This window comes from Pauljensenia sp. 27098_8_83 (assembly GCF_041432695.1).
In the GTDB taxonomy this organism is placed as follows: Bacteria; Actinomycetota; Actinomycetes; order Actinomycetales; family Actinomycetaceae; genus Pauljensenia.
The window spans coordinates 93571-116296 of the sequence record NZ_JAPWAD010000005.1 but is presented as its reverse complement, the minus strand read 5'-3'; the positions used below and the strand labels follow the sequence as shown (position 1 = coordinate 116296).

The following is a 22726-nucleotide window of genomic DNA, read 5'->3' as shown; positions in this document are numbered from 1 at the left end:
TCCTGATTTTTCGAATATTGCCTTGTCGAATGTGGATTTCGGTTTCGAGGCTGTGCTGACGTTGCCGGAGGGTATGGCGTACACGGATGCGTCGAAGTCTGCGACGCTGTCGGGGTCGGATGACTTCAAGGTGTCGAGCGTCGTGGTGTCGGGTCAGACGGCGACTGTGAAGTTCGCGCTGACTGATGCGGCGAAGGCGAAGGTGAGGACGTATGCGGATCTGAAGGCGATCGTTGATGCGGTGGCGTCTCCGTTGCAGGTGACGGTTGCTGGTGTGGTGTTCACGTCGGCGTCGTCGGCGGATACGGAGTACACCGTGAAGGGTTCGGTGTCGGGTTCGTTTGCTGCGTTGGCGTCGAAGTCGGCTGCGACGGGTGGTCGTGAGATTCAGTTCAACCTCACGTGGACTGGTGAGCAGAAGACTGGGCTTGAGGATGCGAAGACTCAGCCGGGTATCACGTACACCGTGAAGTACAAGGCCGCCCCGGTCGAGCCGACCAAGCCGACTGAACCCACGAAGAACACGACGAAGACGCCTTCAACATCGCAAACGCTAGCTAAGACCGGCTTTAGCGGCGCACTCGTCGGCGGACTCGGGATGCTCTTCGCTGCAGCTGGCGCAGTTGCGGTTCGCCAGAAGCGCGACTGAGGCACTCTGCGTCTCTGTTGAACGCTCACGCGCGTGTGGGGCATCGACCTGAGTCGGTGCCCCACACGCACTTCACGCTCTCTCATGGCCGTCTTGGACGACACGCCCGAGTGCGGGTTCACTCGTCACCCGGTGCCGCTCCCACTCGGCACGCGCGAGGCCACGGCCTCGGCAATGGGGCGAAATTGGCGTCTGGAGCAGGAAAGTGACCGATCTGACTTTGCGACACGCCCGAGTGCGGGGTACGGTAGTTTCTTGGTGATCGTCCGAGCTGCTTCCGTCAGCTCAGGGCGTTATCGCTGCCACTCTGTCGGTGGTTTCACATGCGAGAGCCCCCTTTCGGGTTTGTACTCGCGGGTGGAACTCTGACAGAATGGCACGGATGCCCCAGCGTCTCTGGGGTGGTCCATGCGTGCCATCACGCATGGATCGGGCAATATGCCCAAGATCTTTGGACAAGACGTCGGTCCAGCGCGAGCAATCGCGCGCACAACGGCTGCGACACGCCCGAGTGCGGGGACCGGCGGCGAATCTGTACGAGAAGAGGTAAGACGGCATGGCGGGACAGAAGATCCGCATCCGGCTCAAGTCGTATGACCACGAGGTCATCGACAGCTCCGCGCGCAAGATCGTGGACACCGTACAGCGTGCTGGCGCCACGGTCGTGGGCCCGGTGCCGCTGCCGACCGAGAAGAACGTTTTCGTCGTCATTCGGTCGCCCCACAAGTACAAGGACAGCCGCGAGCACTTTGAAATGCGCACGCACAAGCGGCTCATCGACATCATCGACCCGACCCCCAAGGCCGTCGATTCGCTTATGCGCCTCGATCTGCCTGCGGACGTCAACATCGAGATCAAGCTCTGAGGACATCTGCAATGACTAAGAAGAAGCAGCACGCTGCCGCGCCCGTCAAGGCGCTGCTCGGCCGCAAGCTCGGCATGACCCAGGTCTGGGATGCCGACGGCCACCTCGTGCCCCTGACTGTCGTGCAGGTCGGCACCAACGTCGTCACCCAGGTTCGTACCGAAGAGGTCGACGGCTACTCCGCTATCCAGCTTGGCTTCGGTGAGATTGACTCCCGTAAGGTCACCAAGCCCCTGCAGGGCCACTTCGAGAAGGCCGGAGTTGCTCCGCGCCGTCACCTCGTCGAGGTCCGCACCTCCGAGCACGACTCTTACGAGCTCGGCCAGGAACTCGACGCCGCCACCTTCGAGGCTGGCCAGGCTGTCGACGTCTCCGGCACCACCAAGGGCAAGGGCTTCGCCGGCGTCATGAAGCGTCACGGCTTCGCTGGTGTTTCCGCCTCCCACGGTGCGCACCGCAACCACCGCAAGCCCGGTTCGATCGGCGCCTGCGCGACGCCCGGTCGCATCTTCAAGGGCCTGCGCATGGCCGGCCGCATGGGTGGCAACCGTCGTACTGTTGAGAACCTGACGATCCAGGCCGTCGACACCGAGAAGGGCCTGCTGCTCATCAGCGGTGCCATCCCCGGCCCGAAGAACGGCGTTGTCCTGGTTCGCTCCTCCGTGAAGGGTGCGTGATCATGGCTGACGATCGTAACGTTGACGTCATCGACCTCAAGGGCAAGAAGGCGGGTTCCGTCGTTCTCCCCGGGTCCATCTTTGACGTCCCCACCAACATTCCGCTGATGCACCAGGTTGTCGTCGCTCAGCTTGCGGCCGCCCGACAGGGCACGCACGCGACGAAGACCCGCGGTGAGGTCGCTGGTGGCGGCAAGAAGCCGTTCCGCCAGAAGGGCACCGGTAACGCCCGTCAGGGCTCCATCCGTGCGCCTCACTTCACCGGTGGCGGCATCGTCCACGGCCCCCAGCCGCGTGACTACGACCAGCGCACCCCCAAGAAGATGAAGCAGGGCGCTCTGCGCTCCGCTCTGTCCGATCGTGCGCGCGCCGACCGCATCCACGTTGTCACCGCCCTGTTCGAAGGCGACAAGCCCTCGACCAAGGCTGCTCTCGCCGCTCTGCGCGCGATCGTCGAGGACCGTCAGGCTCTCGTCGTCCTCGAGCGTGGCAACGAACTGACCGCGCTGTCCCTGCGCAACGTTCCCGAGGTTCACGTTCTGTGGGCCGACCAGCTGAACACGTACGACGTCCTGGACGCCGATGACATCGTCTTCACGCAGGCCGCCCTTGAGTCCTTCCTCGGCACCAAGGAGGAGACCAAGTGAGCACGATCGAAGCGGGTAAGAACCCCCGCGACATCATCCTGAAGCCGGTCACCACCGAGAAGTCGCTCGCCCTCATGGACCTGGGCAAGTACACCTTCGAGGTTGACCCCCGCGCGAACAAGACCGAGATCAAGATTGCCCTGGAGCGTATCTTCGGCGTCAAGATCGGTTCCATCGCGACCCAGAACCGCAAGGGCAAGACCTACCGCACCCGCAACGGGATCGGTAAGCGCAAGGACGTCAAGCGTGCCATCGTCACCGTGCGTGAGGGCACCATCGACATCTTCGGCGATCAGGCCTGAGGACCGAAGGGACATTTGAACAATGGGAATTCGCAAGTACAAGCCCACGACTCCGGGCCGTCGCTTCTCGTCCGTCTCTGACTTCGTCGAGATTACCCGCGACACCCCCGAGAAGTCGCTGCTGCGCCCGCTGCACAAGACCGGTGGCCGTAACAACAACGGCCGCGTGACCTCCCGCCACCGCGGCGGCGGCCACAAGCGTCAGTACCGTGTGATCGACTTCCGTCGTCACGATAAGGACGGCGTCCCGGCGACGGTCGCTCACATCGAGTACGACCCCAACCGCACCGCCCGCATTGCCCTCCTGCACTACGCGGATGGCGAGAAGCGCTACATCCTCGCTCCGACCGGCCTCAAGCAGGGCGATCAGATCGAGGCTGGCGTCGGCGCTGACATCAAGCCCGGCAACTCGCTGCAGCTGCGCAACATCCCCCTGGGTACCGTTGTGCACGCCGTCGAGCTCTACCCGGGTGGCGGTGCCAAGATCGCTCGTTCCGCTGGCACCTCCGTGCAGCTCGTCGCTAAGGAAGGCCGCTTCGCCCAGCTGCGTATGCCCTCCGGCGAGATCCGCAACGTTGAGGCCACCTGCCGCGCCACCATCGGCGAGGTCGGTAACGCCGAGCAGTCGAACATCAACTGGGGCAAGGCCGGCCGCATGCGCTGGAAGGGCAAGCGCCCGCACGTCCGTGGTGTCGTCATGAACCCGGTTGATCACCCGCACGGCGGTGGTGAAGGCCGCACGTCCGGTGGTCGTCACCCCGTGTCGCCTTGGGGCAAGCCCGAGGGCCGTACGCGTCGTCCGAAGAAGGCGTCCGATCGTCTGATCGTCCGCCGTCGCAAGACCGGCAAGAACCGCTGAGTAGGAGTCGATTGAAATGCCGCGTAGTTTGAAGAAGGGCCCGTTCGTCGACGACCACCTGCTCAAGAAGGTCGACGCCGCGAACGAATCCGGCTCGAAGAACGTCATCAAGACCTGGTCGCGTCGCTCGGTCATCACCCCGGATTTCCTGGGTCTGACCATCGCCGTCCACGACGGCCGTAAGCATGTGCCCGTTTTCGTCACCGAGTCGATGGTGGGCCACAAGCTCGGCGAGTTCGCTCCCACGCGTACTTTCCGTAGCCACGACAAGGACGATCGTAAGGGACGTCGGCGCTGAGCCGGCCCCACGGAAGAAGAGGCAGATACATGGAAGCCAAGGCGCAGGCGCGATTCATCCGCGTCACGCCCCAGAAGTCCCGCCGTGTTGTGAACGAGGTTCGCGGCAAGCGTGTTCTGGAGGCCGCCGACATTCTGCGGTTCGCCCCGCAGGCCGTCGCCACCGATGTCCGCAAGGTGCTCCTGAGCGCCGTCGCCAACTCGAAGGTCAAGGCTGAGAACGCCGGAGAGACCTTCAACGAGGCCGACCTGCTCGTCCTGGAGGCATACGTGGACGAGGGTCCGACCATGAAGCGTATTCGTCCCCGTGCACAGGGGCGCGCCGGTCGTATCCTGAAGCGCACCTCCCACATCACCATCGTGGTGGGGACCAAGGAAGACAAGAAGAAGGGAGACCGCTGATATGGGTCAGAAGGTCAACCCCCGCGGGTTCCGTCTGGGAATCACCACTGACCACCGGTCTCGCTGGTTCTCCGACTCCACCACCAAGGGACAGCGCTACGCGGACTACGTGGCGGAAGACGTCGCGATCCGCAAGTTCCTGACCGACAACCTCGAGCGCGCTGGTATCGCCGAGGTCGACATCGAGCGTACGCGTGACCGCGTTCGCGTCGACCTGCACACCGCTCGCCCCGGCATCGTCATCGGCCGCCGCGGCGCCGAGGCCGATCGCCTGCGCGTGCAGCTCGAGAAGCTGACGGGCAAGCAGGTTCAGCTGAACATCCTCGAGGTGAAGAACCCCGATCTCGAAGCGCAGCTCGTTGCGCAGGGCATCGCCGAGCAGCTCGCTGCCCGCGTGTCCTTCCGTCGTGCGATGCGTAAGGGCATCCAGTCCGCACAGCGCGCTGGCGCCAAGGGCATTCGTGTCCAGGTGTCTGGCCGTCTGGGTGGCGCTGAAATGTCCCGCTCCGAGTTCTACCGTGAGGGCCGCGTGCCGCTGCACACCCTCCGCGCGAACATCGACTACGGATTCCACGAGGCCCGTACGACCTTTGGTCGCATCGGCGTCAAGGTGTGGATCTACAAGGGCGACATCACCGAGCGCGAGTTCGCTCGCCAGCAGGCCGAGCAGGCCCAGCGCGGCGGACGTCGCGATGGCCGTCGTGGCCCCCGCCGCGGTGGACGCCCCAACCAGGAGACCGCCGCGCAGCAGGCACCCCGTGAGGCTTCGTCCTCCGAGGCCGCTGCGCCCACGACCGGATCGGAGGCCTGAGCCCCATGCTCATTCCCCGTCGGACTAAGTACCGCAAGCAGCACCGTCCTCACCGCACTGGCTTTGCCTCCGGTGGCACCGAACTGGCATTCGGCGATTACGGCATTCAGGCTCTCGAGCCCGCCTACATCACCAACCGTCAGATTGAGGCGGCTCGTATCGCCGTGACCCGTCACATCAAGCGTGGCGGTAAGGTCTGGATCAACATCTTCCCGGACCGTCCGCTGACGAAGAAGCCCGCCGAAACCCGAATGGGTTCCGGTAAGGGTGCTCCGGAGTGGTGGGTTGCCCCCGTCAAGCCCGGACGCGTCATGTTCGAGCTGGCAGGCGTCCCCGAGGAGCTCGCTCGCGAGGCCCTCAGCCGTGCCCAGCACAAGCTTCCTATCAAGACCCGCTTCGTGGTCCGAGAGGGTGGTGACATCTGATGGCAGATAAGGGTCTGACCACCGAGCAGCTCGACGCCATGGACAACTCCCAGCTGTCCAAGGAGCTCGAGAAGGCCAAGGCCGAGCTGTTCAACCTGCGTTTCGCGCAGGCCGTTGGCAACCTCGAGGATCACGGTCGTATGAAGACCGTGCGTCGCGACATTGCCCGGATCTACACCATCGCGCGTGAGCGGGAGCTTGGCTACCGCACCGCCCCGAGCACTGAGGAGTGAGCCTGATGGCAGAAAGCACCGCTCGTAACGAGCGTAAGGTCCGTCGCGGCTACGTCGTCAGCGACAAGATGGACAAGACCGTTGTCGTCCAGATCGAGGACCGCGTCAAGCACGCCCTCTACGGCAAGGTCATGCGCAAGAACAAGAAGGTCAAGGTTCACGACGAGCACAACGAGTGCGGTGTCGGCGATCTCGTCCTCATCATGGAGACCCGCCCGCTGTCGGCCACCAAGCGCTGGCGCGTTGTGGAGATCCTCGAAAAGGCGAAGTGACCTTCGCTCACAGACCGAAATCCGTTCGGCAAGGCTCGACCGGTACAATCCGGAAGAGAACCGGCACGACGACAGGAGTCAATAGAAAATGATCCAGCAGGAGTCGCGACTGAAGGTCGCCGATAACACAGGGGCCAAGGAGATCCTGACCATCCGTGTTCTCGGTGGCTCGGGTCGGCGCTACGCGGGTATCGGCGACACCATTGTCGCTACCGTGAAGGACGCCATCCCCGGCGGCAACGTCAAGAAGGGCGAAGTCGTCAAGGCAGTGATCGTTCGCACGCGTAAGGAAACCCGCCGCCCCGACGGTTCCTACATTCGTTTCGACGAGAATGCGGCCGTCATCATCAACAACAATGGCGAGCCGCGTGGCACGCGTATCTTCGGCCCCGTGGGCCGCGAGCTGCGCGACAAGAAGTTCATGCGTATCGTCTCCCTCGCTCCGGAGGTGATCTGATCCATGGCAGCCAAGATTCGTAAGAATGACCTCGTGGAGGTCGTTCGCGGACGCACGTCCGACGAGAAGGCGCTGGCCAAGCGCAACGCCCGTCGCGCTGAGGAGGGCCTCGAGCCCCTCAAGCCCGGCGACAAGGGCAAGCAGGGCCGCGTCATCCAGGTGTTCCCGGCCGAGGGCAAGGTCCTTGTCGAGGGCATCAACCTGAAGACGCGCCACGTGCGCCAGGGCCAGCAGGGCAGCGCCGGCGGCATCGAGACCATCGAAGCCCCCATCGCCCTGTCGAAGGTCGCTCTGGTCGACCCCGAGACCAAGAAGCGCGTTCGCGTCGGTTTCCGCGAGGACACCGTCGAACGCGGCGGCCGCACCCGCACCGTCCGAGTCCGCGTGACTCGCGGCGGCGCGCAGCGCGGCGTTGAGCAGGGCAAGGAGATCTGAGCATGGCCCCGCGTCTGAAGGAAAAGTACGTCTCCGAGATCCGCGAGGCGCTCCGTGCTGAGTTCAAGCACGAGAACGTCATGCAGGTCGGCGGACTGACGAAGATTGTCGTCAACATGGGTGTCGGCGAGGCCGCTCGCGACTCGAAGGCACTCGAGGGCGCTATCCGCGACCTCACCGCGATCACCGGCCAGAAGCCCGTGACCACCCGCGCCAAGAAGTCCATCGCGCAGTTCAAGCTGCGTGAGGGCCAGGCGATCGGTGCGCACGTGACGCTTCGCGGCGACCGTATGTGGGAGTTCCTGGACCGCCTCCTCTCGACGGCGCTTCCCCGTATCCGTGACTTCCGCGGACTGTCCTCCAAGCAGTTCGACGGTCACGGTAACTACACCTTCGGTCTCACGGAACAGTCGATGTTCCACGAGATCGACCAGGACTCGATCGACCGAGTGCGCGGCATGGACATCACGGTTGTCACCTCGGCCACCACCGACGAAGAGGGTCGCGCCCTTCTCCGTCACCTCGGCTTCCCGTTCAAGGAGGACTGACCCATGGCCAAGACATCCCTGAAGGTCAAGGCTGCCCGCAAGCCGAAGTTCGGCGTGCGTGCCTACACCCGGTGCAACCGTTGCGGTCGTCCGCACTCGGTGTACCGCAAGTTCGGACTGTGCCGCGTGTGCCTGCGCGAGCTTGCCCACCGTGGCGAGCTCCCCGGTGTCACCAAGAGCAGCTGGTAAAACGAACGTCGCAGGTCCCGGGTAACCGGAGAAACCGCGACGAGGAAGGGGAATAAACCCCCATGACAATGACAGACCCGATTGCAGATATGCTGACGCGTCTGCGCAACGCGAATCGTGCGCACCACGATGCGGTCTCCATGCCGTACTCGAAGCTCAAGAACGCGATTGCGAACATCCTGGTCGAGGAAGGCTACATCGCCTCGACCTCCGTCGAGGATGCCCGCGTGGGCAAGACCCTGACGATCAACCTGAAGTACGGCTCGCACCGCGAAGCCGCCATCCAGGGGCTCAAGCGCGTGTCCAAGCCCGGTCTGCGCGTGTACGCCAAGTCCACCAACCTGCCCAAGGTCCGTGGCGGCCTCGGCGTGGCGATCCTGTCCACGTCCTCCGGCCTGCTCACCGACCGTCAGGCAGCCGAGAAGGGTGTGGGTGGGGAAGTCCTCGCCTACATCTGGTGATGAGGAGGCTGAACAATGTCGCGAATTGGTAAGAATCCCATCGCTATCCCCGCCGGTGTCGACGTTGCGATCGACGGCCAGAACGTGACCGTGAAGGGCCCCAAGGGCACCCTCTCCCACGTTGTCGCCGAGCCGATCACCGCGAAGATCGAGGATGGCCAGGTTGTCGTCGAGCGTCCGAACGACGAGCGCACCTCGCGTTCGCTCCACGGACTGTCCCGCACCCTGATCGCCAACATGATCGTCGGCGTGACCGAGGGCTACAAGAAGGATCTCGAAATCACGGGTACCGGTTACCGCGTGGTCGCCAAGGGCAAGGACCTCGAGTTCTCCCTCGGCTTCTCCCACACGATCACCGTTACCCCGCCTGAGGGCATCGAGTTCACGATCGCTCCGAAGTCCCAGACGCTGTTCACGGTCTCCGGAATCGACAAGCAGCTCGTCGGCGAGACCGCTGCTCGCATCCGCAAGCTGAAGAAGCCGGAGCCCTACAAGGGCAAGGGCATCCACTACGTGGGCGAGACCATCCGTCGCAAGGTCGGAAAGGCTGGTAAGTGATGGCTTACTCGATCAAGGGCAAGGGCAAGTTCGTCGCTCGCAAGCGCCGTCACCTCCGCCTCCGCAAGAAGATCAACGGCACGCCCGAGCGTCCCCGTCTGGTCGTTACCCGTTCGAACCGCCACATGGTGGCTCAGGTCATCGACGATACGGTCGGCCACACCCTGGTGTCGGCTTCCGACATCGAGACCGAGGTCGCCGGTTCGGAGGGCACGAAGACCGACAAGGCTCGCAAGGTCGGCGCACTGATCGCCGAGCGTGCGAAGGCTGCCGGTATCTCCGCTGTCGTCTTCGACCGTGGTGGTAACAAGTACGCAGGTCGCGTTGCGGCCGTTGCCGAGGCCGCCCGTGAGGGCGGACTCGAGCTGTGAACGAGCCGAAAGAAAGAGAGATCATCTGATGGCTGCACAGCAGCGAGACAGGAACGGTTCGGGCGCGGGCGAGAACAACGATCGCCGTGAGCGCCGCTCCGGCCGCGGCAACGATCGCGATAACCGCCGGAACAACGAGAACAAGAACGAGTACATCGAGCGCGTCGTTACGATCAACCGCGTCTCCAAGGTCGTGAAGGGTGGACGTCGTTTCTCCTTCACCGCCCTGGTTGTCGTGGGTGACGGCGAAGGCACGGTGGGTGTCGGCTACGGAAAGGCCAAGGAAGTTCCCCAGGCCATTTCCAAGGGCGTCGAGGAGGCGAAGAAGAACTTCTTCCGCGTCCCGATGATCCGCCGCACGATCACGCACGTGGTGCAGGGCCGCGATACCGCCGGTATCGTCCTGCTCCGTCCGGCCGCTCCCGGTACCGGTGTTATCGCCGGTGGTCCGGTGCGCGCCGTCCTGGAGGCCGCGGGCGTCCACGACGTGCTCACCAAGTCGCTGGGCTCGTCCAACGCGATCAACATCGTCCACGCGACGGTTGACGCACTCAAGCAGCTCGAGCAGCCCGAGGCTGTCGCCGCTCGTCGCGGCCTGCCCCTCGAGCGCGTTGCTCCCGCGTCCATGCTGCGCGCTCGCGCAGAGGGCGAGGCTGAGAAGCGCGCGGCTGCCGAGGCCGCCGAGGCCGACAAGGCCGCTGCAGGGGAGGCTAAGTGATGGCGAAGAACATCAAGATCACCCAGGTCAAGTCCTCCGCTCACGCGAAGCAGAACATGAAGGACACGCTGCGCACCCTCGGGCTGCGCAAGATCGGCCAGAGCGTCGTGCGTGAGCAGACGGATGCCGTCCTCGGCGCCGTCCGCACCGTGCGTCACCTGGTGACCGCTGAGGAGGTCGACTGACAATGGCGGACTCCACGAACAAGACGCAGATCGTTAAGCTGCATCACCTGCGTCCTGCCCCCGGAGCCAAGACCGCGAAGACCCGCGTGGGTCGCGGTGAGGGTTCGAAGGGTAAGACCGCTGGCCGTGGCACCAAGGGCACCAAGGCCCGTTACCAGGTTGCTGCTGGCTTCGAGGGTGGCCAGATGCCGATCCACATGCGTCTGCCGAAGCTTCGCGGCTTCAAGAACCCCTTCCGCGTTGAGTACCAGGTCGTGAACGTTGGCAAGCTCGGGGAACTGTTCCCCGAGGGCGGCAAGGTCACGGTTGAGGACCTCATCGCTAAGCACGCCGTTCGCGACTCCGCGCCCGTCAAGGTGCTCGGTACCGGCGAACTGAACGTGAAGCTCGAGGTTGAGGTCGACTCCTGGTCGTCCTCCGCCGAGGCAAAGATCACGGCTGCCGGCGGGTCCATCTCGGCTCGCTGACAGTGAACGGGGGTGGTCCCGCCAGGGACCACCCCCGTTACGTGTCTGCCGTTATCGTGGGTGAGAAGCTGTCAAATAGCTTTTCACCCGCGAAAGCGGCTCGCCCCGCCGCACGGGGCACCAGCGCTCCGCGTCTCGTTAAATACGCGGCAAAGCGCTTTTTTAATGATTGGATATCGCCAACCACTACCCGTGTCGGGTAAGCTGGATCAGTCTAGGGGCTTCGCCCCGCTTGCCCATCATTCGTAGGAGGAAGCCTTGCTCGGTGCATTCGCCCAGGCGTTCCGTACCCCCGACTTGCGTCGGAAGCTGCTCTTTACCCTGTTCATCATGGCCGCATTCCGGCTGGGCTCGTTCATTCCGACGCCCGGCGTGGACTCGCAGGCCGTCCAGAAGTGCATGGCGCAGGAGTCGCAGGCGTCGCTGCTCGACCTCGTCAACCTGTTCTCGGGTGGAGCGCTCCTTCAGCTGTCGATCTTTGCGCTGGGCATCATGCCCTACATCACCGCGTCGATCATCATCCAGCTGCTGCGGGTCGTGATTCCTCGTTTCGATGACCTCCACAAGGAGGGCCAGACGGGCCAGGCGAAGCTGACGCAGTACACGCGTTATCTCACGATCTTCCTGGGTATTTTGCAGGCCACCACCACCATTTCTCTGGCACGCAGCGGACAGCTCTTCCAGTCCTGCAACCAGGACGTTATTAAGGATCGTTCGATTCTCACGTTCATCATGATGATCATCGTCATGATGGCCGGTACGGGCGTCATCATGTGGCTGGGCGAGCTCATCACGGAGCGCGGCATCGGCAACGGCATGTCCCTTCTGATCTTCACCTCTATTGCCGCCCGTCTGCCCGAGCAGCTCCTGTCGATCGGCCAGGCCGGTAAGTGGGGCTCCGTTGCGGCTATCGTCGCCCTTTTGCTCCTCGTCGCTATTGCCGTTGTTTACGTCGAGCAGGCGCAGCGCCGAATCCCCGTCCAATACGCCAAGCGCATGATTGGACGCCGCCAGTACGGCGGCACCACCACTTACATTCCGCTGAAGATCAACATGTCGGGCGTTATCCCCGTCATCTTCGCGTCGTCGATTCTTGCCCTGCCTCCGATGGCGGCGCAGTTCGGTAAGCCTGACGACGCATGGGTCCAGTGGATCTCGGCGCACTTCACGCAGGGCAGCTCGTTCTACCTGACGATCTACGCCCTCATGACTCTGTTCTTCACCTTCTTCTACACGGCCATTACGTTCAACCCGGACGAGGTCGCTGACAACATGAAGAAGTATGGAGGCTTCATCCCCGGTTACCGTGCGGGTCGCCCCACGGCTGAGTACCTGCGCTACGTGATCAACCGAATCACCTCTGCGGGCGCCCTCTACCTGGTGATCATCGCCCTCCTGCCGTCGCTCGCGATCATCCCGCTGAAACTGTCGAGCTCGCAGATGCCCTTCGGTGGCACCACGCTGCTCATCATCATCGGCGTCGGCCTGCAGACGGTGAAGGAAATCAACACGCAGCTGCAGCAGCATCACTACGAAGGATTCCTGAAATGACAGTCGTTATCCTCCTCGGCCCTCCCGGAGCTGGCAAGGGCACCCAGGCCTCGCGCATCGCTGAGCGCCTCGGTATTCCGGCCATTTCGACGGGCGACATCTTCCGCGCGAACATGGCGGAGGGCACGGAGATCGGCAAGCAGGCGCAGGCCTACATGGACCGCGGCGAGTTTGTCCCGGACTCTGTCACGAACGCCATGGTGAAGGCTCGCCTGGCCGCCCCCGACGCTGCCGACGGTTTCCTCCTTGACGGCTACCCGCGTTCCGTGGAACAGGCGCACGTGCTGCGCGACATGCTCCTCGACCTGGGTAAGTCCATCGACGTCGTCCTCGAGATCCAGGTGGATGAGGACGAGGTCGTGGAGCGCATGCTCAAGCGCGCTCAGGAGCAGCATCGCACGGACGACACCGAGCCGGTCATGCGTCACCGCCTGGAGGTCTACCACCAGCAGACGGAACCCGTCGCCACCTACTACGTCGATCAGGACCTCCTTGAGGTCGTCGATGGCAGTGGCACGATCGACGAGGTCACGGCTCGCATCTTCGCGATCCTCGACTCGGTGGCGAAGAACTAAACGATGCCACGCATTGAACTGAAGTCCGCGCAGGAGCTTCGATGGATGCGCGAGGCCGGTCTGGTCGTCGCGTCGATCCACGAGGCCCTGCGCGGCGCTGTCCGCCCCGGCATTACCACGCGCGAGCTTGACGAGGTGAGCGCCCAGGCGATTGCCGACGGGGGAGCGACCTCGAACTTCAAGGGCTACTACGGCTACCCGGCCACGGTGTGCATCTCCGTGAACGACGTCATTGTCCATGGGATTCCCGATGACTACGAGCTGGCCCCCGGAGACCTCGTGTCCTTTGACTGCGGTGCGTACGTCGAACGTGGCGGCCGCCAGTGGCACGGCGACGCGGCTTTCAGCATCATCGTCTGCGAAGCCTTTGTGTCCGACGCGGACTTCGCCGCTGGCGAGCGTGCCAGCGGACCGATCGCCGGAGTGGACGAGGAACTGCTGCGTGAGCGCCGCCAGCTGGACGCGGTGACGCGCGAGTCCCTGTGGGCCGCGCTCGCAGGCCTCGCCAACGGGAAGCGCATCAGCGCGGTTGGCCACGCGGTTGAGGATGTCGTAGCGGAGAACGCTCTCATCAACGGCTGGGAGGCCGGCATCATCGAAGAGTTCGTGGGTCACGGCATCGGCACGAAGATGCACATGCCTCCGGACGTCCTCAACTACAACGTCCGCGGCATCCAGGCGCGACTCAAGCCCGGTATGGTCCTGGCGGTTGAGCCGATGCTCACCCGTGGTGATATCGCGTCGAGCACGGATGACGACGAGTGGACGGTGCGCACGGTCGACGGCCGCGATGCTGCCCACTGGGAGCACTCGATCGCGATCACCGAGGACGGAGTCTCCGTCCTGACGGCGCGCGATGGGGGAGTGGCTGGCCTGGCACCCTACGGTGTCACTCCTGTCTCGCTCGACTGACGTCTCGAACGGTTTCGGGCCCGGTACCTCACGAAGGTGCCGGGCCCGAGTCTTCTATCGACGAGGCCGTGGCTGGTTTTGCGCCGGGTTGCTCGTGTTCCCGGCTGGGTACTGGGCGACGCTGAAATGCACTGGGCTCTTCGTGTCAGGTGTGTCTGTCGGCGTTGCCACCGGTGTTCCGAGTGCCGTCGGGTCCGGCTGTTGTCTGCGCCGCGAGCTTTGCTCGGCGGGTCGGCTCGAAGCCCGACCAGGCCGCTGCCCAGCCGGCGCTCTCCTCACAGGTGGCGCGTGGTGTGCGTTGCACGTTACTCGGCCAGGCCCACTTCGCCCTCAGCCTTTGCGCTGCCTAATCGCCGCGCCCGCAATCAATGTCGCATGCAATTCCCCCGCGACTATTTCAAACCATGAAATTGCGGCGTTGGAATTGCAACGTTTTGAGGCTTTGTTGAATCTTCGCCCAATCGAATTGCATGCGAGATTTGTGGGGTCGGGCCCTGTGGTCTGCCGAGAGACCATAACCTGCGAGTACCTGCACTCTGCTCAGTCAGTCTGTACGGCTGCGCCGTAGCGCTTTTGCGTCGTGAGGCCCGTGGTTCCCACTGTGTGGGACTTATCCGGATAGGTTGCGCGCATCCGGATAGGTTATGCGCATCCGGATAGGTTATTAAGCTATCCGGATGTTCGTTTCCTATCCGGATGTGTGTTGGAGACTGTGGGTGCCAGCCCCTGGTCGCAACTCCGCTCGAAAAGTCGCGCAGGGCTGGGATGACGCGTAAGGCTGGCGACTCCTGTCGGCTGCTGTCGCATAGCTGTCCTCGTGTGTGGCGCATTTTGGTGGCACGGGTACCGTATCTGCTGGGGCCGTAGGGTTCGGCTCGTTCATGAACGAGGCTGGGGCGCAGTGAAGCGATCATCAGCCGAGTGTCGCCGAGGGAAGCCGCCGGACGTGAGGTGCCCAGGCCTCGTGCATACGGAGAGCATAGAGTGTGGGGCAGATTGAGATCGGGGACGAGGCCTGGGCCCGGTGGATATGAGGCGACCGCTAACGGCGATTCGATGAAATGTGACGCATTAAACGTGAGCGAACCGACAGGGACCCTGACTACCGCCGAGGGACATCGATGCCGTAGAGTAGTTACTTGGGCGTATCTGCATCCGGCACTCGTCGGTGCACTATGCCTGGCGGCATCCGCCGCAACCTATCCGAGACATGTAGAGGATAAACGGAGGATATGGCGAAGAAAGACGGCGTCATCGAGATGGAAGGCACGGTCGTTGAGGCCCTGCCTAACGCAATGTTCCGTGTGGAACTGAAGAATGGCCACGTGGTTCTCGGCCACATTGCGGGAAAGATGCGTCAGCACTACATCCGCATCCTGCCCGAGGATCGAGTTGTCGTCGAGCTGAGCCCCTACGACCTCTCTCGAGGCCGTATCGTCTACCGCTACAAGTGACCCGACACAAACTGCCCGACGGGCAGTGGAGGTAACAACCATGAAGGTCAAGCCGAGTGTCAAGAAGATCTGTGACAAGTGCAAGGTGATTCGTCGCCACGGCAACGTCATGGTCATCTGCGACAACCCCAGGCACAAGCAGCGCCAGGGCTGAGTCCCGCTGCGACCCGCGGGGCAACAAGCCCCACAGCATCACTCTAAGCGCCCACACATGGGTGACCCTCGGTTCGGAGGCCGAGGCCGGGCTGCTCGCCCGGACTGAGCGATGACGACCTCCGATGAACAACTGGAGCAACATCACCATGGCACGTATTGCCGGCGTCGACCTCCCCCGCGAGAAGCGGCTCGAGATCGCGCTCACATACATCTACGGAGTCGGCCGCACCCGCGCGGCAGAGACCCTCGCCGCCACCGGCGTCAGCCCGGACGTCCGCGTGAAGGACGCGACGGAAGAGGATCTCGTCAAGCTTCGTGACTACATTGAGGCAAACTTCAAGGTTGAGGGTGACCTCCGCCGTGAGGTTCAGGCCGACATTCGTCGCAAGATCGAAATCGGTTCGTACCAGGGCCTTCGCCACCGTCGTGGCCTGCCGGTCCACGGTCAGCGCACCAAGACCAACGCGCGTACCCGCAAGGGCCCCAAGCGCACCGTTGCAGGCAAGAAGAAGGCCAAGTAAGGCCTAGGGAAGCCCAGCCCCTCGGGGTAGCTTTCCGCGACAAGAAGGAACTGAACCAGAAATGGCAGCAGCAAAGACCTCGCGCACGGGCGGTGCCCGCAAGCCGCGTCGCAAGATTTCGAAGAACGTCACCAACGGCCACGCCTACATCAAGTCGACGTTCAACAACACCATCGTTTCCCTCACGGACCCCACGGGCGCGGTTGTCGCCTGGGCGTCCTCCGGCCAGGTTGGCTTCAAGGGTTCGCGTAAGTCCACCCCCTTCGCCGCGCAGCTCGCGGCCGAGGCTGCGGCTCGTCGCGCCCAGGAGCACGGCATGAAGAAGGTTGACGTTTTCGTGAAGGGTCCCGGCTCCGGCCGCGAGACCGCGATCCGTTCCCTCCAGGCCGCCGGCCTCGAGATCGGTTCGATCCAGGACGTCACGCCTCAGGCCTTCAACGGCACCCGCCCGCCGAAGCGCCGCCGCGGCTGACTTGCGGACGGGAGGGCCCTGCCCTCCCCACGTCTGAACCTTCGGGTTCTTACTCCCTTAGCCTGCTTCAGCAGGTTCCCATATCCGGTGTCATATAGCGGGCACCGGCCAGAAAGGAATAGACGTGCTCATTGCAGAGCGACCCATCCTGACCGAAGAAAAGGTCAGCGACCTGCGCTCCCGTTTCACCCTGGAGCCCCTCGAGCCCGGGTTCGGCTACACGCTGGGTAACTCCCTGCGTCGTACCCTCCTGTCCTCGATCCCGGGTGCAGCGGTGACGTCCATCCGTATCGATGGCGTCCCCCACGAGTTCCGCACGATCGAAGGTGTGAAGGAAGATGTCGCTGAGATCATCCTGAACATCAAGCAGATCGTCCTGTCCAGCGAGAACGACGAGCCTGTCGTCATGTACCTGCGGAAGGCTGGCCCCGGCGAGGTTGTCGCCGGAGACATCACGCCTCCCGCCGGCGTGGAGATCCACAACCCCGATCTGCACCTTGCCACCCTCAACGAGAAGGGCAAGCTGGAGATCGAGCTGACCGTCGAGCGTGGCCGCGGCTACGTGTCGGCCGCTCAGAACAAGGATCCGCAGGCCGAAATCTCTCGCATTCCGATTGATTCGATCTACTCGCCCGTCGTCAAGGTGACCTACAAGGTCGAGGCGACGCGTGTCGAGCAGCGCACCGACTTTGATCGCCTCGTCATCGACGTGGAGACCAAGCCGGCGATCACCCCGCGCGATGCCCTGGCCTCGGCCGGCAAGACGCTGGTGGAGCTGTTCGGCCTCATGCGTGAACTGAACGAGGAAGCGGAAGGCATCGAGGTGGGTCCGTCCACCACCGACGCCACCCTCGCCGCCGATCTGGCGCTCCCGATCGAGAACCTGAACCTGCAGTCGCGTTCCTACAACGCGCTGCGTCGCCGCGGCATTCTGACCGTCGGCGAGCTGGTTGCTCACTCGGAGGCCGATCTGCTCGACATCCGCAACTTCGGCACCAAGTCGATCGAAGAGATCAAGGAGTCCCTGGCGGCCCTTGGTATGACGCTGAAGGACTCGGTCATGCCGAGCTTCGGCGACTCGGAGTCCGCCGCGATCTTTTCGGACGACCAGTCCATCTGACCCCGTGCGTCCGATGGACGCATTGAATCCGTAGGAGAAACAAATGCCCACCCCCAAGAAGGGTGCTCGTCTGGGCGGTAGCCCGGCACACCAGAAGCTGATCCTGTCGAACCTGGCAGCTCAGCTCATCGAACACCGCGGCCTCACGACCACGGAGGCGAAGGCCAAGGCCCTGCGCCCCTACATCGAGAAGCTGATCACTAAGGCCAAGCGTGGCGACCAGCACGCCCGCCGCACGGTCCTGAAGAAGATCCCCAACAAGGGCATCGTCGCGATCCTCTTCGAGGAGCTCGTTCCCGCGATGGATTCCGAGCGCGCTGGCGGCTACACCCGCCTCATCCGCGTCGGCAACCGCAAGGGCGACAACGCTCCCCTGATGCGCATCGAGCTCGTCATGGAGAAGGTCGAGAAGAAGGCCGTCGTGAAGGCTGCCGAGAAGACGGCTGAGAAGGCCGCCGAGGCCAAGGCCGTTGCTGCCGAGGCCGAGGAAGCCGCTGAGGCTGCAGCCGAGCGCGCCGAAGAGGCTCGCGAGGAAGGCGATCTCGCCAAGGCCAACGAGGCCGAGGAGATCGCCGAGGAGGCCGGCAAGGCTGAAGACGCCGCCGAGCAGGCCGCTGAGGAGAAGTGACGCAAGGTCACTGATTCGCTCGAGCATTGGGCCGGGCACCCTCCGGGGTGTCCGGCCCTTGCCGTATCCGGTAGCCTGATGTCATGACTCGTGAGATGACGTTGGCGATTGACTGCGGCGGCGGTGGCATCAAGGGATCTGTCGTTGATGAGCGTGGGACGATGATGGCCCCGCCTCGCCGGGTGCCTACTCCGTACCCGCTGCCTCCGGAACTCCTCGTGGAGACCGTTGTCGGCCTCGCCCGCGAGCTTCCCGCGGCGACGCGCGTGACGATGGGCATGCCGGGCATGATTCGGCACGGTGTCGTCATTGCTACGCCTCACTACATCACCCGCGACGGGCCCCGTTCGCGCGTGCTGCCTGAGCTGGTGGAAAGCTGGGATCACTTCGACATGGGGCACGCGATTGAGCAGGCGCTCGGCCTGCCCACGAAGGTCCTGAACGACGCGGAGGTTGCGGGCGCGGGTGCGATCACCGGCCGCGGCCTCGAAATGATCATCACCCTGGGGACTGGCCTGGGTAACGCGGTCTTTGACGGCGGCCAGCTGGCACCCCACGTCGAGGTCTCGCAGGGGCCGGTTCGCTGGGGCCTCACCTACGACGACTACATTGGCGAGCATGAGCGCCTGCGCCTCGGCGACGTGCACTGGTCGCGTCGCATCCGCCGCGTGGTGGACGGCCTACGCCCGATGTACATGTGGGACCGCCTCTACCTGGGGGGCGGTAACTCGAAGCGCATCACGGCCTCGAACCTGCGTCTCATGGGCGACGACGTGATCGTCGTGCCCAACGATGCGGGGATTATCGGCGGCGTGCGGGCGTGGGAGCTGTGAGCACGCGTCGCCTGCGCCTGGAGCTGGGCTATGACGGCACAGATTTTCGAGGCTGGGCCGCCCAGCCCGGCCTGCGCACCGTCCAGGGTGAGGTCGAAGCGGCCCTCGCGATGGCCTCGCGCGAGGAAGTGACGACGACCGTCGCTGGGCGCACCGACGCCGGGGTGCATGCGCGCCACCAGGTCTGTCATGTCGACCTGAGCGACGAGGCCTGGGCGCGGCTGACGCCCAGGGGAGGGGAGTCCTCCCAGGAGGCCACGGCCTCGTCGATCGTGCGCAGGCTGAACAAGATCCTCTCCGGGCGCTACGGTGAGCGCGCGCGTGGACGCGACCTGCCCGCCGCGCGCGGGACCTGCGATGTGCGCATCTACTCGGCCGCCGTCGTTGACCCCAGCTTCGACGCGCGCTTTTCCGCCCTCGGCCGCTCCTACGCCTACCGGGTCTCGGATCGTCCCTGGCCGCTGGGCCGATGGGACCGCCTGTGGGTGGAAGACCCGCTCGACGAGGCAGCCATGAACGAGGCCGGGGCCTCCCTGCTCGGGGAGCACGACTTTCTCGGGTTCTGTCGCCCGCGCGAGGGGGCCACGACGATTCGGACGCTGCGGACGTTGCACGCGCAGCGCGACAGCGAAGGGACTCTCGTCTTCTCCGTCGAGGCGGACGCGTTTTGTCATTCGATGGTCCGCTCGCTGGTCGGGGCGCTGCTCCTGGTGGGCTCGGGCGCGCGCGATACGGACTACCCGGCACAGATACTGAGCGCCCGCTCGCGCGCTGGAGCCGCACCGATCGCCCCCGCCCACGGGCTCACCCTCGAGGGCGTCGACTACCCCGACCCGTCCCAGTGGGGTGCGAGGGCGCAGCAGGCCCGGGCCAGGCGAGATAGCTGCTGCGGCGACGACGGCTGAGGAATGTGACACAGTATTCGCCGCGCTTTGACCGCCGGGCCGCACCCCGATAATATGGCTAGTGCTGTGCGTCAGCAGAGTACCTAGTGTCTCCCACTCGCTAGGAGCGCTCGCCGACGCCTCGCGCGAACCGTTTCATCGCGGATGCCCCCGGAAAAACCGGCGCGGCGTCCCATGACCAACAAGAATTGAAGGTTACGCCCGTGCGCACCTATTCACCCAAGCCCGGGGACGCGGACAAGAAGTGGTACGTCATTGACGCCACCGACGTCGTCCTCGGTCGTCTGGCAGCCCAGACCGCTGCCCTCCTCCGTGGGAAGCACAAGCCGACGTTCGCCCCTCACATGGACATGGGCGACAACGTCATCATCATCAACGCGGACAAGGTCGCTCTGACCGGCAAGAAGCTCGACCAGAAGATGGCCTACCGTCACTCCGGTCGTCCCGGCGGCCTGACCGCGACCGCTTACCGTGACCTCCTCGCTGCGGCGCCCGAGCGCGCCGTCGAGAAGGCCGTTAAGGGCATGCTTCCTCACAACTCCCTCGGCCGCGCGCAGTTCAAGAAGCTGCACGTTTACGCTGGCCCGGAGCACCCCCACGCCGGCCAGTCGCCGGTTCCCTACGAACTGACCCAGGTGGCTCAGTGACCTCCGGTCGCTGAACGCCTTTGACCCTGAGGAGAACCGTGGCTGAGACCATCGTTTCCGCTGAGCTGGACGAGGAAGTCGTCCCCAGCTCCTACACGTCCGAGACCGAGTCGGCTCCCGCCGGCGCCGGTCAGTCCATCACCGCGCCCGGCGCGGGCCTGGGCCGCCGCAAGGAGGCCGTCGCCCGCGTTCGCCTGGTCCCCGGCTCCGGCAAGTGGACCATCAACGGTCGCGCCCTTGAGGACTACTTCCCCAACAAGCTGCACCAGCAGCTGGTGAAGTCCCCCTTCGTGCTGCTCGACATTGACGGCCGCTTCGACGTTATCGCCCGCATCAACGGCGGCGGCATTTCCGGCCAGGCCGGTGCCCTGCGCCTCGGCGTGTCGCGCGCCCTCAACGAGATCGACCGCGACGCGAACCGTCCGGCCCTCAAGAAGGCTGGCTTCCTGACCCGCGACGCCCGCGCCACCGAGCGTAAGAAGGCAGGCCTCAAGAAGGCCCGCAAGGCTTCGCAGTTCTCGAAGCGCTGATTTCATTCAGCACATTTTCTGTTGGTCGCGCCCCGCTCCTGCGGGGCGCGACCTTCGTTTACCGACGCGTGTGTGCCAGGATGTGAGCGTCGCCGCTGTCCGTGCCCCGGCCTCGTGCCAATGAGCGGGCGCGAGCGCGGTAGGCTTAGTGCAGTCATACGACCCACTGAACGGAGAGACTATGCCCAGGATGTTCGGCACGGATGGCGTGCGAGGACTGGCGAACGTTGATATCACTGCGGACCTTGCGCTGCAGCTCGGCGAGGCGGCCGCCCGCCAGTTCGGCGGATCCCGACGCGCGGACGGTTCGAAGCCTCGCGCGATCATCGGACGCGATACGCGTATTTCGGGCGAGTTCCTTGATCACGCCCTCGCGGCGGGCCTGGCCAGCGCCGGCATGGACGTGACCCGTATCGGCGTCGTCACCACGCCGACGGTCGCGCATTTGACCGCTACCGAGGACACCGTGGACCTCGGCGTCATGATTTCCGCGTCGCATAACCCGATGCCCGATAACGGCATTAAGTTCTTCGCGCACGGCGGCTACAAGCTCGCGGATTGCGTCGAGGATGAGATCGAGGCCCTCCTGGACACCGAGTGGGATCGCCCCACCGGTGACGGCGTCGGCGAGATCAACGCCGATCATGCCTGGGCCAAGGATTCCTACATCGCGCATCTTATCGATGCTATCGGCACCGACCTGCGCGGCATGAAGATCGCGATCGACTGCGCGAACGGCGCGGCCTCCGAGCTCGGCCCGGCGGTCTTCCGTGAGCTCGGGGCCGACATCACCGTCATCAACGCGTCCCCGGATGGGCGCAACATCAACCTGAACGCGGGCTCGACGCACCCCGAGGCCCTGCAGGCCGCCGTCACCCAGTCCGGCTGCGATTTCGGCGTCGCTTACGACGGCGATGCGGACCGCTGCCTGGCCGTCGACCACGAGGGCAACCTCATTGACGGCGACAAGATCATGGGTGCGCTGGCCGTCAACGCCAAGGCGCGCGGGGCCCTCGCCAAGGACACGCTCGTCGTCACCGTCATGAGCAACCTGGGCCTGCTGATCGCCATGCGCGAGGCTGGCATCAACACCGTGCAGACCGGCGTGGGCGACCGCTACGTGCTCGAGGAGATGCTGGCGTCCGGCTACTGCCTCGGCGGCGAGCAGTCCGGCCACATCATCGCCCGCGATCACGCGACCACCGGCGACGGCATTCTGTCCTCGCTCCTGGTCTCGCGCATGGTGAAGGAATCCGGCCGCTCCCTGGCTGATCTGACCTCCTTCATCCAGCGCCTGCCGCAGACCCTCATCAACGTGGGCGGCGTGGACCGCGCGGCCGCGTCGACGAATGAGGCCGTCGCCGAGGCCGTGGCGGCCGCTGAGGCTCGCCTGGGCGACACCGGTCGCGTGCTCCTGCGTCCCTCGGGTACCGAGCCGCTCGTGCGCGTCATGGTCGAGGCCGCGACCCAGGACGAGGCCGACGCCGTCGCTGCGTCGCTGGCAGACATCGTTAAGGAGAACCTGGCTCTCTGAGCGCACTCCGGTCATAGCTGAGGGCGGGCACCGGTGGGTGCCCGCCCTCGCGTGTGTGTT

35 protein-coding genes and 1 pseudogene are annotated in these 22726 nt (G+C 64.5%); all 36 read left to right on the top strand.

Going from position 1 to position 22726, the window contains the following annotated elements; all coding sequences use genetic code 11:
* Window positions 1–649 (top strand): annotated as a pseudogene (locus O3656_RS03635) (hypothetical protein); the annotation flags it as partial.
* 556 nt (window positions 650–1205) lie between these two features.
* A complete protein-coding gene (gene rpsJ, locus O3656_RS03630; protein ID WP_003790631.1) occupies window positions 1206–1514 on the top strand; it encodes a 30S ribosomal protein S10 in 309 nt (102 codons plus the stop codon).
* Window positions 1515–1525: 11 nt separating this feature from the next.
* Entirely contained in the window at window positions 1526–2191 is a 666-nt protein-coding gene (gene rplC / locus O3656_RS03625) for a 50S ribosomal protein L3 (protein WP_500062662.1), read from the top strand.
* A gap of 2 nt (window positions 2192–2193) precedes the next feature.
* Entirely contained in the window at window positions 2194–2838 is a 645-nt protein-coding gene (rplD, locus tag O3656_RS03620) for a 50S ribosomal protein L4 (RefSeq protein ID WP_009054699.1), read from the top strand.
* A complete protein-coding gene (rplW, locus tag O3656_RS03615) occupies window positions 2835–3140 on the top strand; it encodes a 50S ribosomal protein L23 (RefSeq protein ID WP_003790626.1) in 306 nt (101 codons plus the stop codon). Before rplD ends, rplW begins: the two co-directional genes overlap by 4 nt.
* Window positions 3141–3162: 22 nt before the next feature.
* Window positions 3163–3999, top strand: a complete 837-nt coding sequence (rplB, locus tag O3656_RS03610) for a 50S ribosomal protein L2 (protein WP_009054709.1) — start codon at window positions 3163–3165, stop codon at window positions 3997–3999.
* Between the two features lie 16 nt (window positions 4000–4015).
* A complete protein-coding gene (rpsS, locus tag O3656_RS03605; protein WP_003790621.1) occupies window positions 4016–4297 on the top strand; it encodes a 30S ribosomal protein S19 in 282 nt (93 codons plus the stop codon).
* 29 nt (window positions 4298–4326) lie between these two features.
* Window positions 4327–4698, top strand: a complete 372-nt coding sequence (gene rplV / locus O3656_RS03600) for a 50S ribosomal protein L22 (RefSeq protein ID WP_003790620.1) — start codon at window positions 4327–4329, stop codon at window positions 4696–4698.
* 1 nt (window position 4699) lies between these two features.
* Window positions 4700–5509, top strand: coding sequence for a 30S ribosomal protein S3 (gene rpsC, locus O3656_RS03595; RefSeq protein ID WP_500062661.1), 810 nt, complete (start codon window positions 4700–4702; stop codon window positions 5507–5509).
* Window positions 5510–5514: 5 nt separating this feature from the next.
* Entirely contained in the window at window positions 5515–5934 is a 420-nt protein-coding gene (gene rplP, locus O3656_RS03590) for a 50S ribosomal protein L16 (RefSeq protein ID WP_016460326.1), read from the top strand.
* Window positions 5934–6167, top strand: coding sequence for a 50S ribosomal protein L29 (rpmC, locus tag O3656_RS03585; RefSeq protein WP_003790613.1), 234 nt, complete (start codon window positions 5934–5936; stop codon window positions 6165–6167). The genes rplP and rpmC overlap by 1 nt, the downstream gene beginning before the upstream one ends.
* Before the next feature lie 5 nt (window positions 6168–6172).
* Complete coding sequence (gene rpsQ, locus O3656_RS03580) at window positions 6173–6439, top strand: 30S ribosomal protein S17 (RefSeq protein WP_500062660.1); 267 nt, start codon at window positions 6173–6175, stop codon at window positions 6437–6439.
* Window positions 6440–6527: 88 nt separating this feature from the next.
* Window positions 6528–6896 carry a 50S ribosomal protein L14 gene (gene rplN / locus O3656_RS03575; RefSeq protein WP_003790609.1) on the top strand — a complete coding sequence of 123 codons (369 nt, stop codon included), beginning with the start codon at window positions 6528–6530 and terminating at the stop codon, window positions 6894–6896.
* Between the two features lie 3 nt (window positions 6897–6899).
* The gene (gene rplX / locus O3656_RS03570; RefSeq protein ID WP_009054686.1) at window positions 6900–7331 is read left to right on the top strand and encodes a 50S ribosomal protein L24; all 432 of its coding nucleotides are present in this window, start codon (window positions 6900–6902) and stop codon (window positions 7329–7331) included.
* A 2-nt stretch (window positions 7332–7333) separates the two neighbouring features.
* A complete protein-coding gene (gene rplE, locus O3656_RS03565; RefSeq protein WP_009058550.1) occupies window positions 7334–7879 on the top strand; it encodes a 50S ribosomal protein L5 in 546 nt (181 codons plus the stop codon).
* Window positions 7880–7882: 3 nt separating this feature from the next.
* Window positions 7883–8068 (top strand): type Z 30S ribosomal protein S14, encoded by a 186-nt coding sequence (locus O3656_RS03560; RefSeq protein ID WP_003790603.1) that lies wholly within the window; start codon window positions 7883–7885, stop codon window positions 8066–8068.
* Window positions 8069–8130: 62 nt separating this feature from the next.
* Entirely contained in the window at window positions 8131–8529 is a 399-nt protein-coding gene (gene rpsH / locus O3656_RS03555) for a 30S ribosomal protein S8 (RefSeq protein WP_009054660.1), read from the top strand.
* 15 nt (window positions 8530–8544) lie between these two features.
* Window positions 8545–9087: a 50S ribosomal protein L6 gene (gene rplF / locus O3656_RS03550; RefSeq protein WP_500062659.1), complete on the top strand. Its 543-nt coding sequence runs from the start codon at window positions 8545–8547 to the stop codon at window positions 9085–9087.
* On the top strand, window positions 9087–9458 hold the full coding sequence (gene rplR / locus O3656_RS03545) for a 50S ribosomal protein L18 (protein ID WP_003790591.1): 372 nt from the start codon (window positions 9087–9089) through the stop codon (window positions 9456–9458). Before rplF ends, rplR begins: the two co-directional genes overlap by 1 nt.
* A 28-nt stretch (window positions 9459–9486) precedes the next feature.
* Entirely contained in the window at window positions 9487–10176 is a 690-nt protein-coding gene (gene rpsE, locus O3656_RS03540) for a 30S ribosomal protein S5 (RefSeq protein ID WP_009054680.1), read from the top strand.
* Complete coding sequence (rpmD, locus tag O3656_RS03535) at window positions 10176–10361, top strand: 50S ribosomal protein L30 (protein ID WP_016460322.1); 186 nt, start codon at window positions 10176–10178, stop codon at window positions 10359–10361. The genes rpsE and rpmD overlap by 1 nt, the downstream gene beginning before the upstream one ends.
* A 2-nt stretch (window positions 10362–10363) precedes the next feature.
* Window positions 10364–10828: a 50S ribosomal protein L15 gene (rplO, locus tag O3656_RS03530; protein WP_314735655.1), complete on the top strand. Its 465-nt coding sequence runs from the start codon at window positions 10364–10366 to the stop codon at window positions 10826–10828.
* Between the two features lie 258 nt (window positions 10829–11086).
* Window positions 11087–12379: a preprotein translocase subunit SecY gene (secY, locus tag O3656_RS03525; RefSeq protein WP_500062658.1), complete on the top strand. Its 1293-nt coding sequence runs from the start codon at window positions 11087–11089 to the stop codon at window positions 12377–12379.
* Window positions 12376–12954, top strand: coding sequence for an adenylate kinase (locus tag O3656_RS03520; RefSeq protein ID WP_048676548.1), 579 nt, complete (start codon window positions 12376–12378; stop codon window positions 12952–12954). The genes secY and O3656_RS03520 overlap by 4 nt, the downstream gene beginning before the upstream one ends.
* Window positions 12955–12957: 3 nt before the next feature.
* Entirely contained in the window at window positions 12958–13866 is a 909-nt protein-coding gene (locus O3656_RS03515; protein ID WP_500062657.1) for a type I methionyl aminopeptidase, read from the top strand.
* Window positions 13867–15098: 1232 nt separating this feature from the next.
* Window positions 15099–15320, top strand: a complete 222-nt coding sequence (infA, locus tag O3656_RS03510; protein ID WP_003790580.1) for a translation initiation factor IF-1 — start codon at window positions 15099–15101, stop codon at window positions 15318–15320.
* A 40-nt stretch (window positions 15321–15360) separates the two neighbouring features.
* Window positions 15361–15474 carry a 50S ribosomal protein L36 gene (rpmJ, locus tag O3656_RS03505; RefSeq protein ID WP_003790577.1) on the top strand — a complete coding sequence of 38 codons (114 nt, stop codon included), beginning with the start codon at window positions 15361–15363 and terminating at the stop codon, window positions 15472–15474.
* A 148-nt stretch (window positions 15475–15622) separates the two neighbouring features.
* Window positions 15623–15997, top strand: coding sequence for a 30S ribosomal protein S13 (gene rpsM / locus O3656_RS03500; protein WP_016460317.1), 375 nt, complete (start codon window positions 15623–15625; stop codon window positions 15995–15997).
* Window positions 15998–16058: 61 nt separating this feature from the next.
* On the top strand, window positions 16059–16469 hold the full coding sequence (gene rpsK, locus O3656_RS03495) for a 30S ribosomal protein S11 (protein ID WP_009057967.1): 411 nt from the start codon (window positions 16059–16061) through the stop codon (window positions 16467–16469).
* A 124-nt stretch (window positions 16470–16593) separates the two neighbouring features.
* A complete protein-coding gene (locus tag O3656_RS03490; RefSeq protein WP_016460316.1) occupies window positions 16594–17589 on the top strand; it encodes a DNA-directed RNA polymerase subunit alpha in 996 nt (331 codons plus the stop codon).
* Window positions 17590–17632: 43 nt separating this feature from the next.
* On the top strand, window positions 17633–18217 hold the full coding sequence (rplQ, locus tag O3656_RS03485) for a 50S ribosomal protein L17 (RefSeq protein WP_048676552.1): 585 nt from the start codon (window positions 17633–17635) through the stop codon (window positions 18215–18217).
* Window positions 18218–18300: 83 nt separating this feature from the next.
* The gene (locus tag O3656_RS03480; protein ID WP_500062656.1) at window positions 18301–19050 is read left to right on the top strand and encodes an ROK family protein; all 750 of its coding nucleotides are present in this window, start codon (window positions 18301–18303) and stop codon (window positions 19048–19050) included.
* The gene (locus O3656_RS03475) at window positions 19047–19955 is read left to right on the top strand and encodes a tRNA pseudouridine synthase A (protein ID WP_500062655.1); all 909 of its coding nucleotides are present in this window, start codon (window positions 19047–19049) and stop codon (window positions 19953–19955) included. The genes O3656_RS03480 and O3656_RS03475 overlap by 4 nt, the downstream gene beginning before the upstream one ends.
* 203 nt (window positions 19956–20158) lie before the next feature.
* Entirely contained in the window at window positions 20159–20602 is a 444-nt protein-coding gene (gene rplM, locus O3656_RS03470) for a 50S ribosomal protein L13 (RefSeq protein WP_009057965.1), read from the top strand.
* 38 nt (window positions 20603–20640) lie between these two features.
* Window positions 20641–21132, top strand: a complete 492-nt coding sequence (gene rpsI, locus O3656_RS03465; RefSeq protein WP_500062654.1) for a 30S ribosomal protein S9 — start codon at window positions 20641–20643, stop codon at window positions 21130–21132.
* 181 nt (window positions 21133–21313) lie between these two features.
* Window positions 21314–22666, top strand: coding sequence for a phosphoglucosamine mutase (gene glmM, locus O3656_RS03460; RefSeq protein ID WP_500062653.1), 1353 nt, complete (start codon window positions 21314–21316; stop codon window positions 22664–22666).
* Window positions 22667–22726 lie beyond the last annotated feature (60 nt).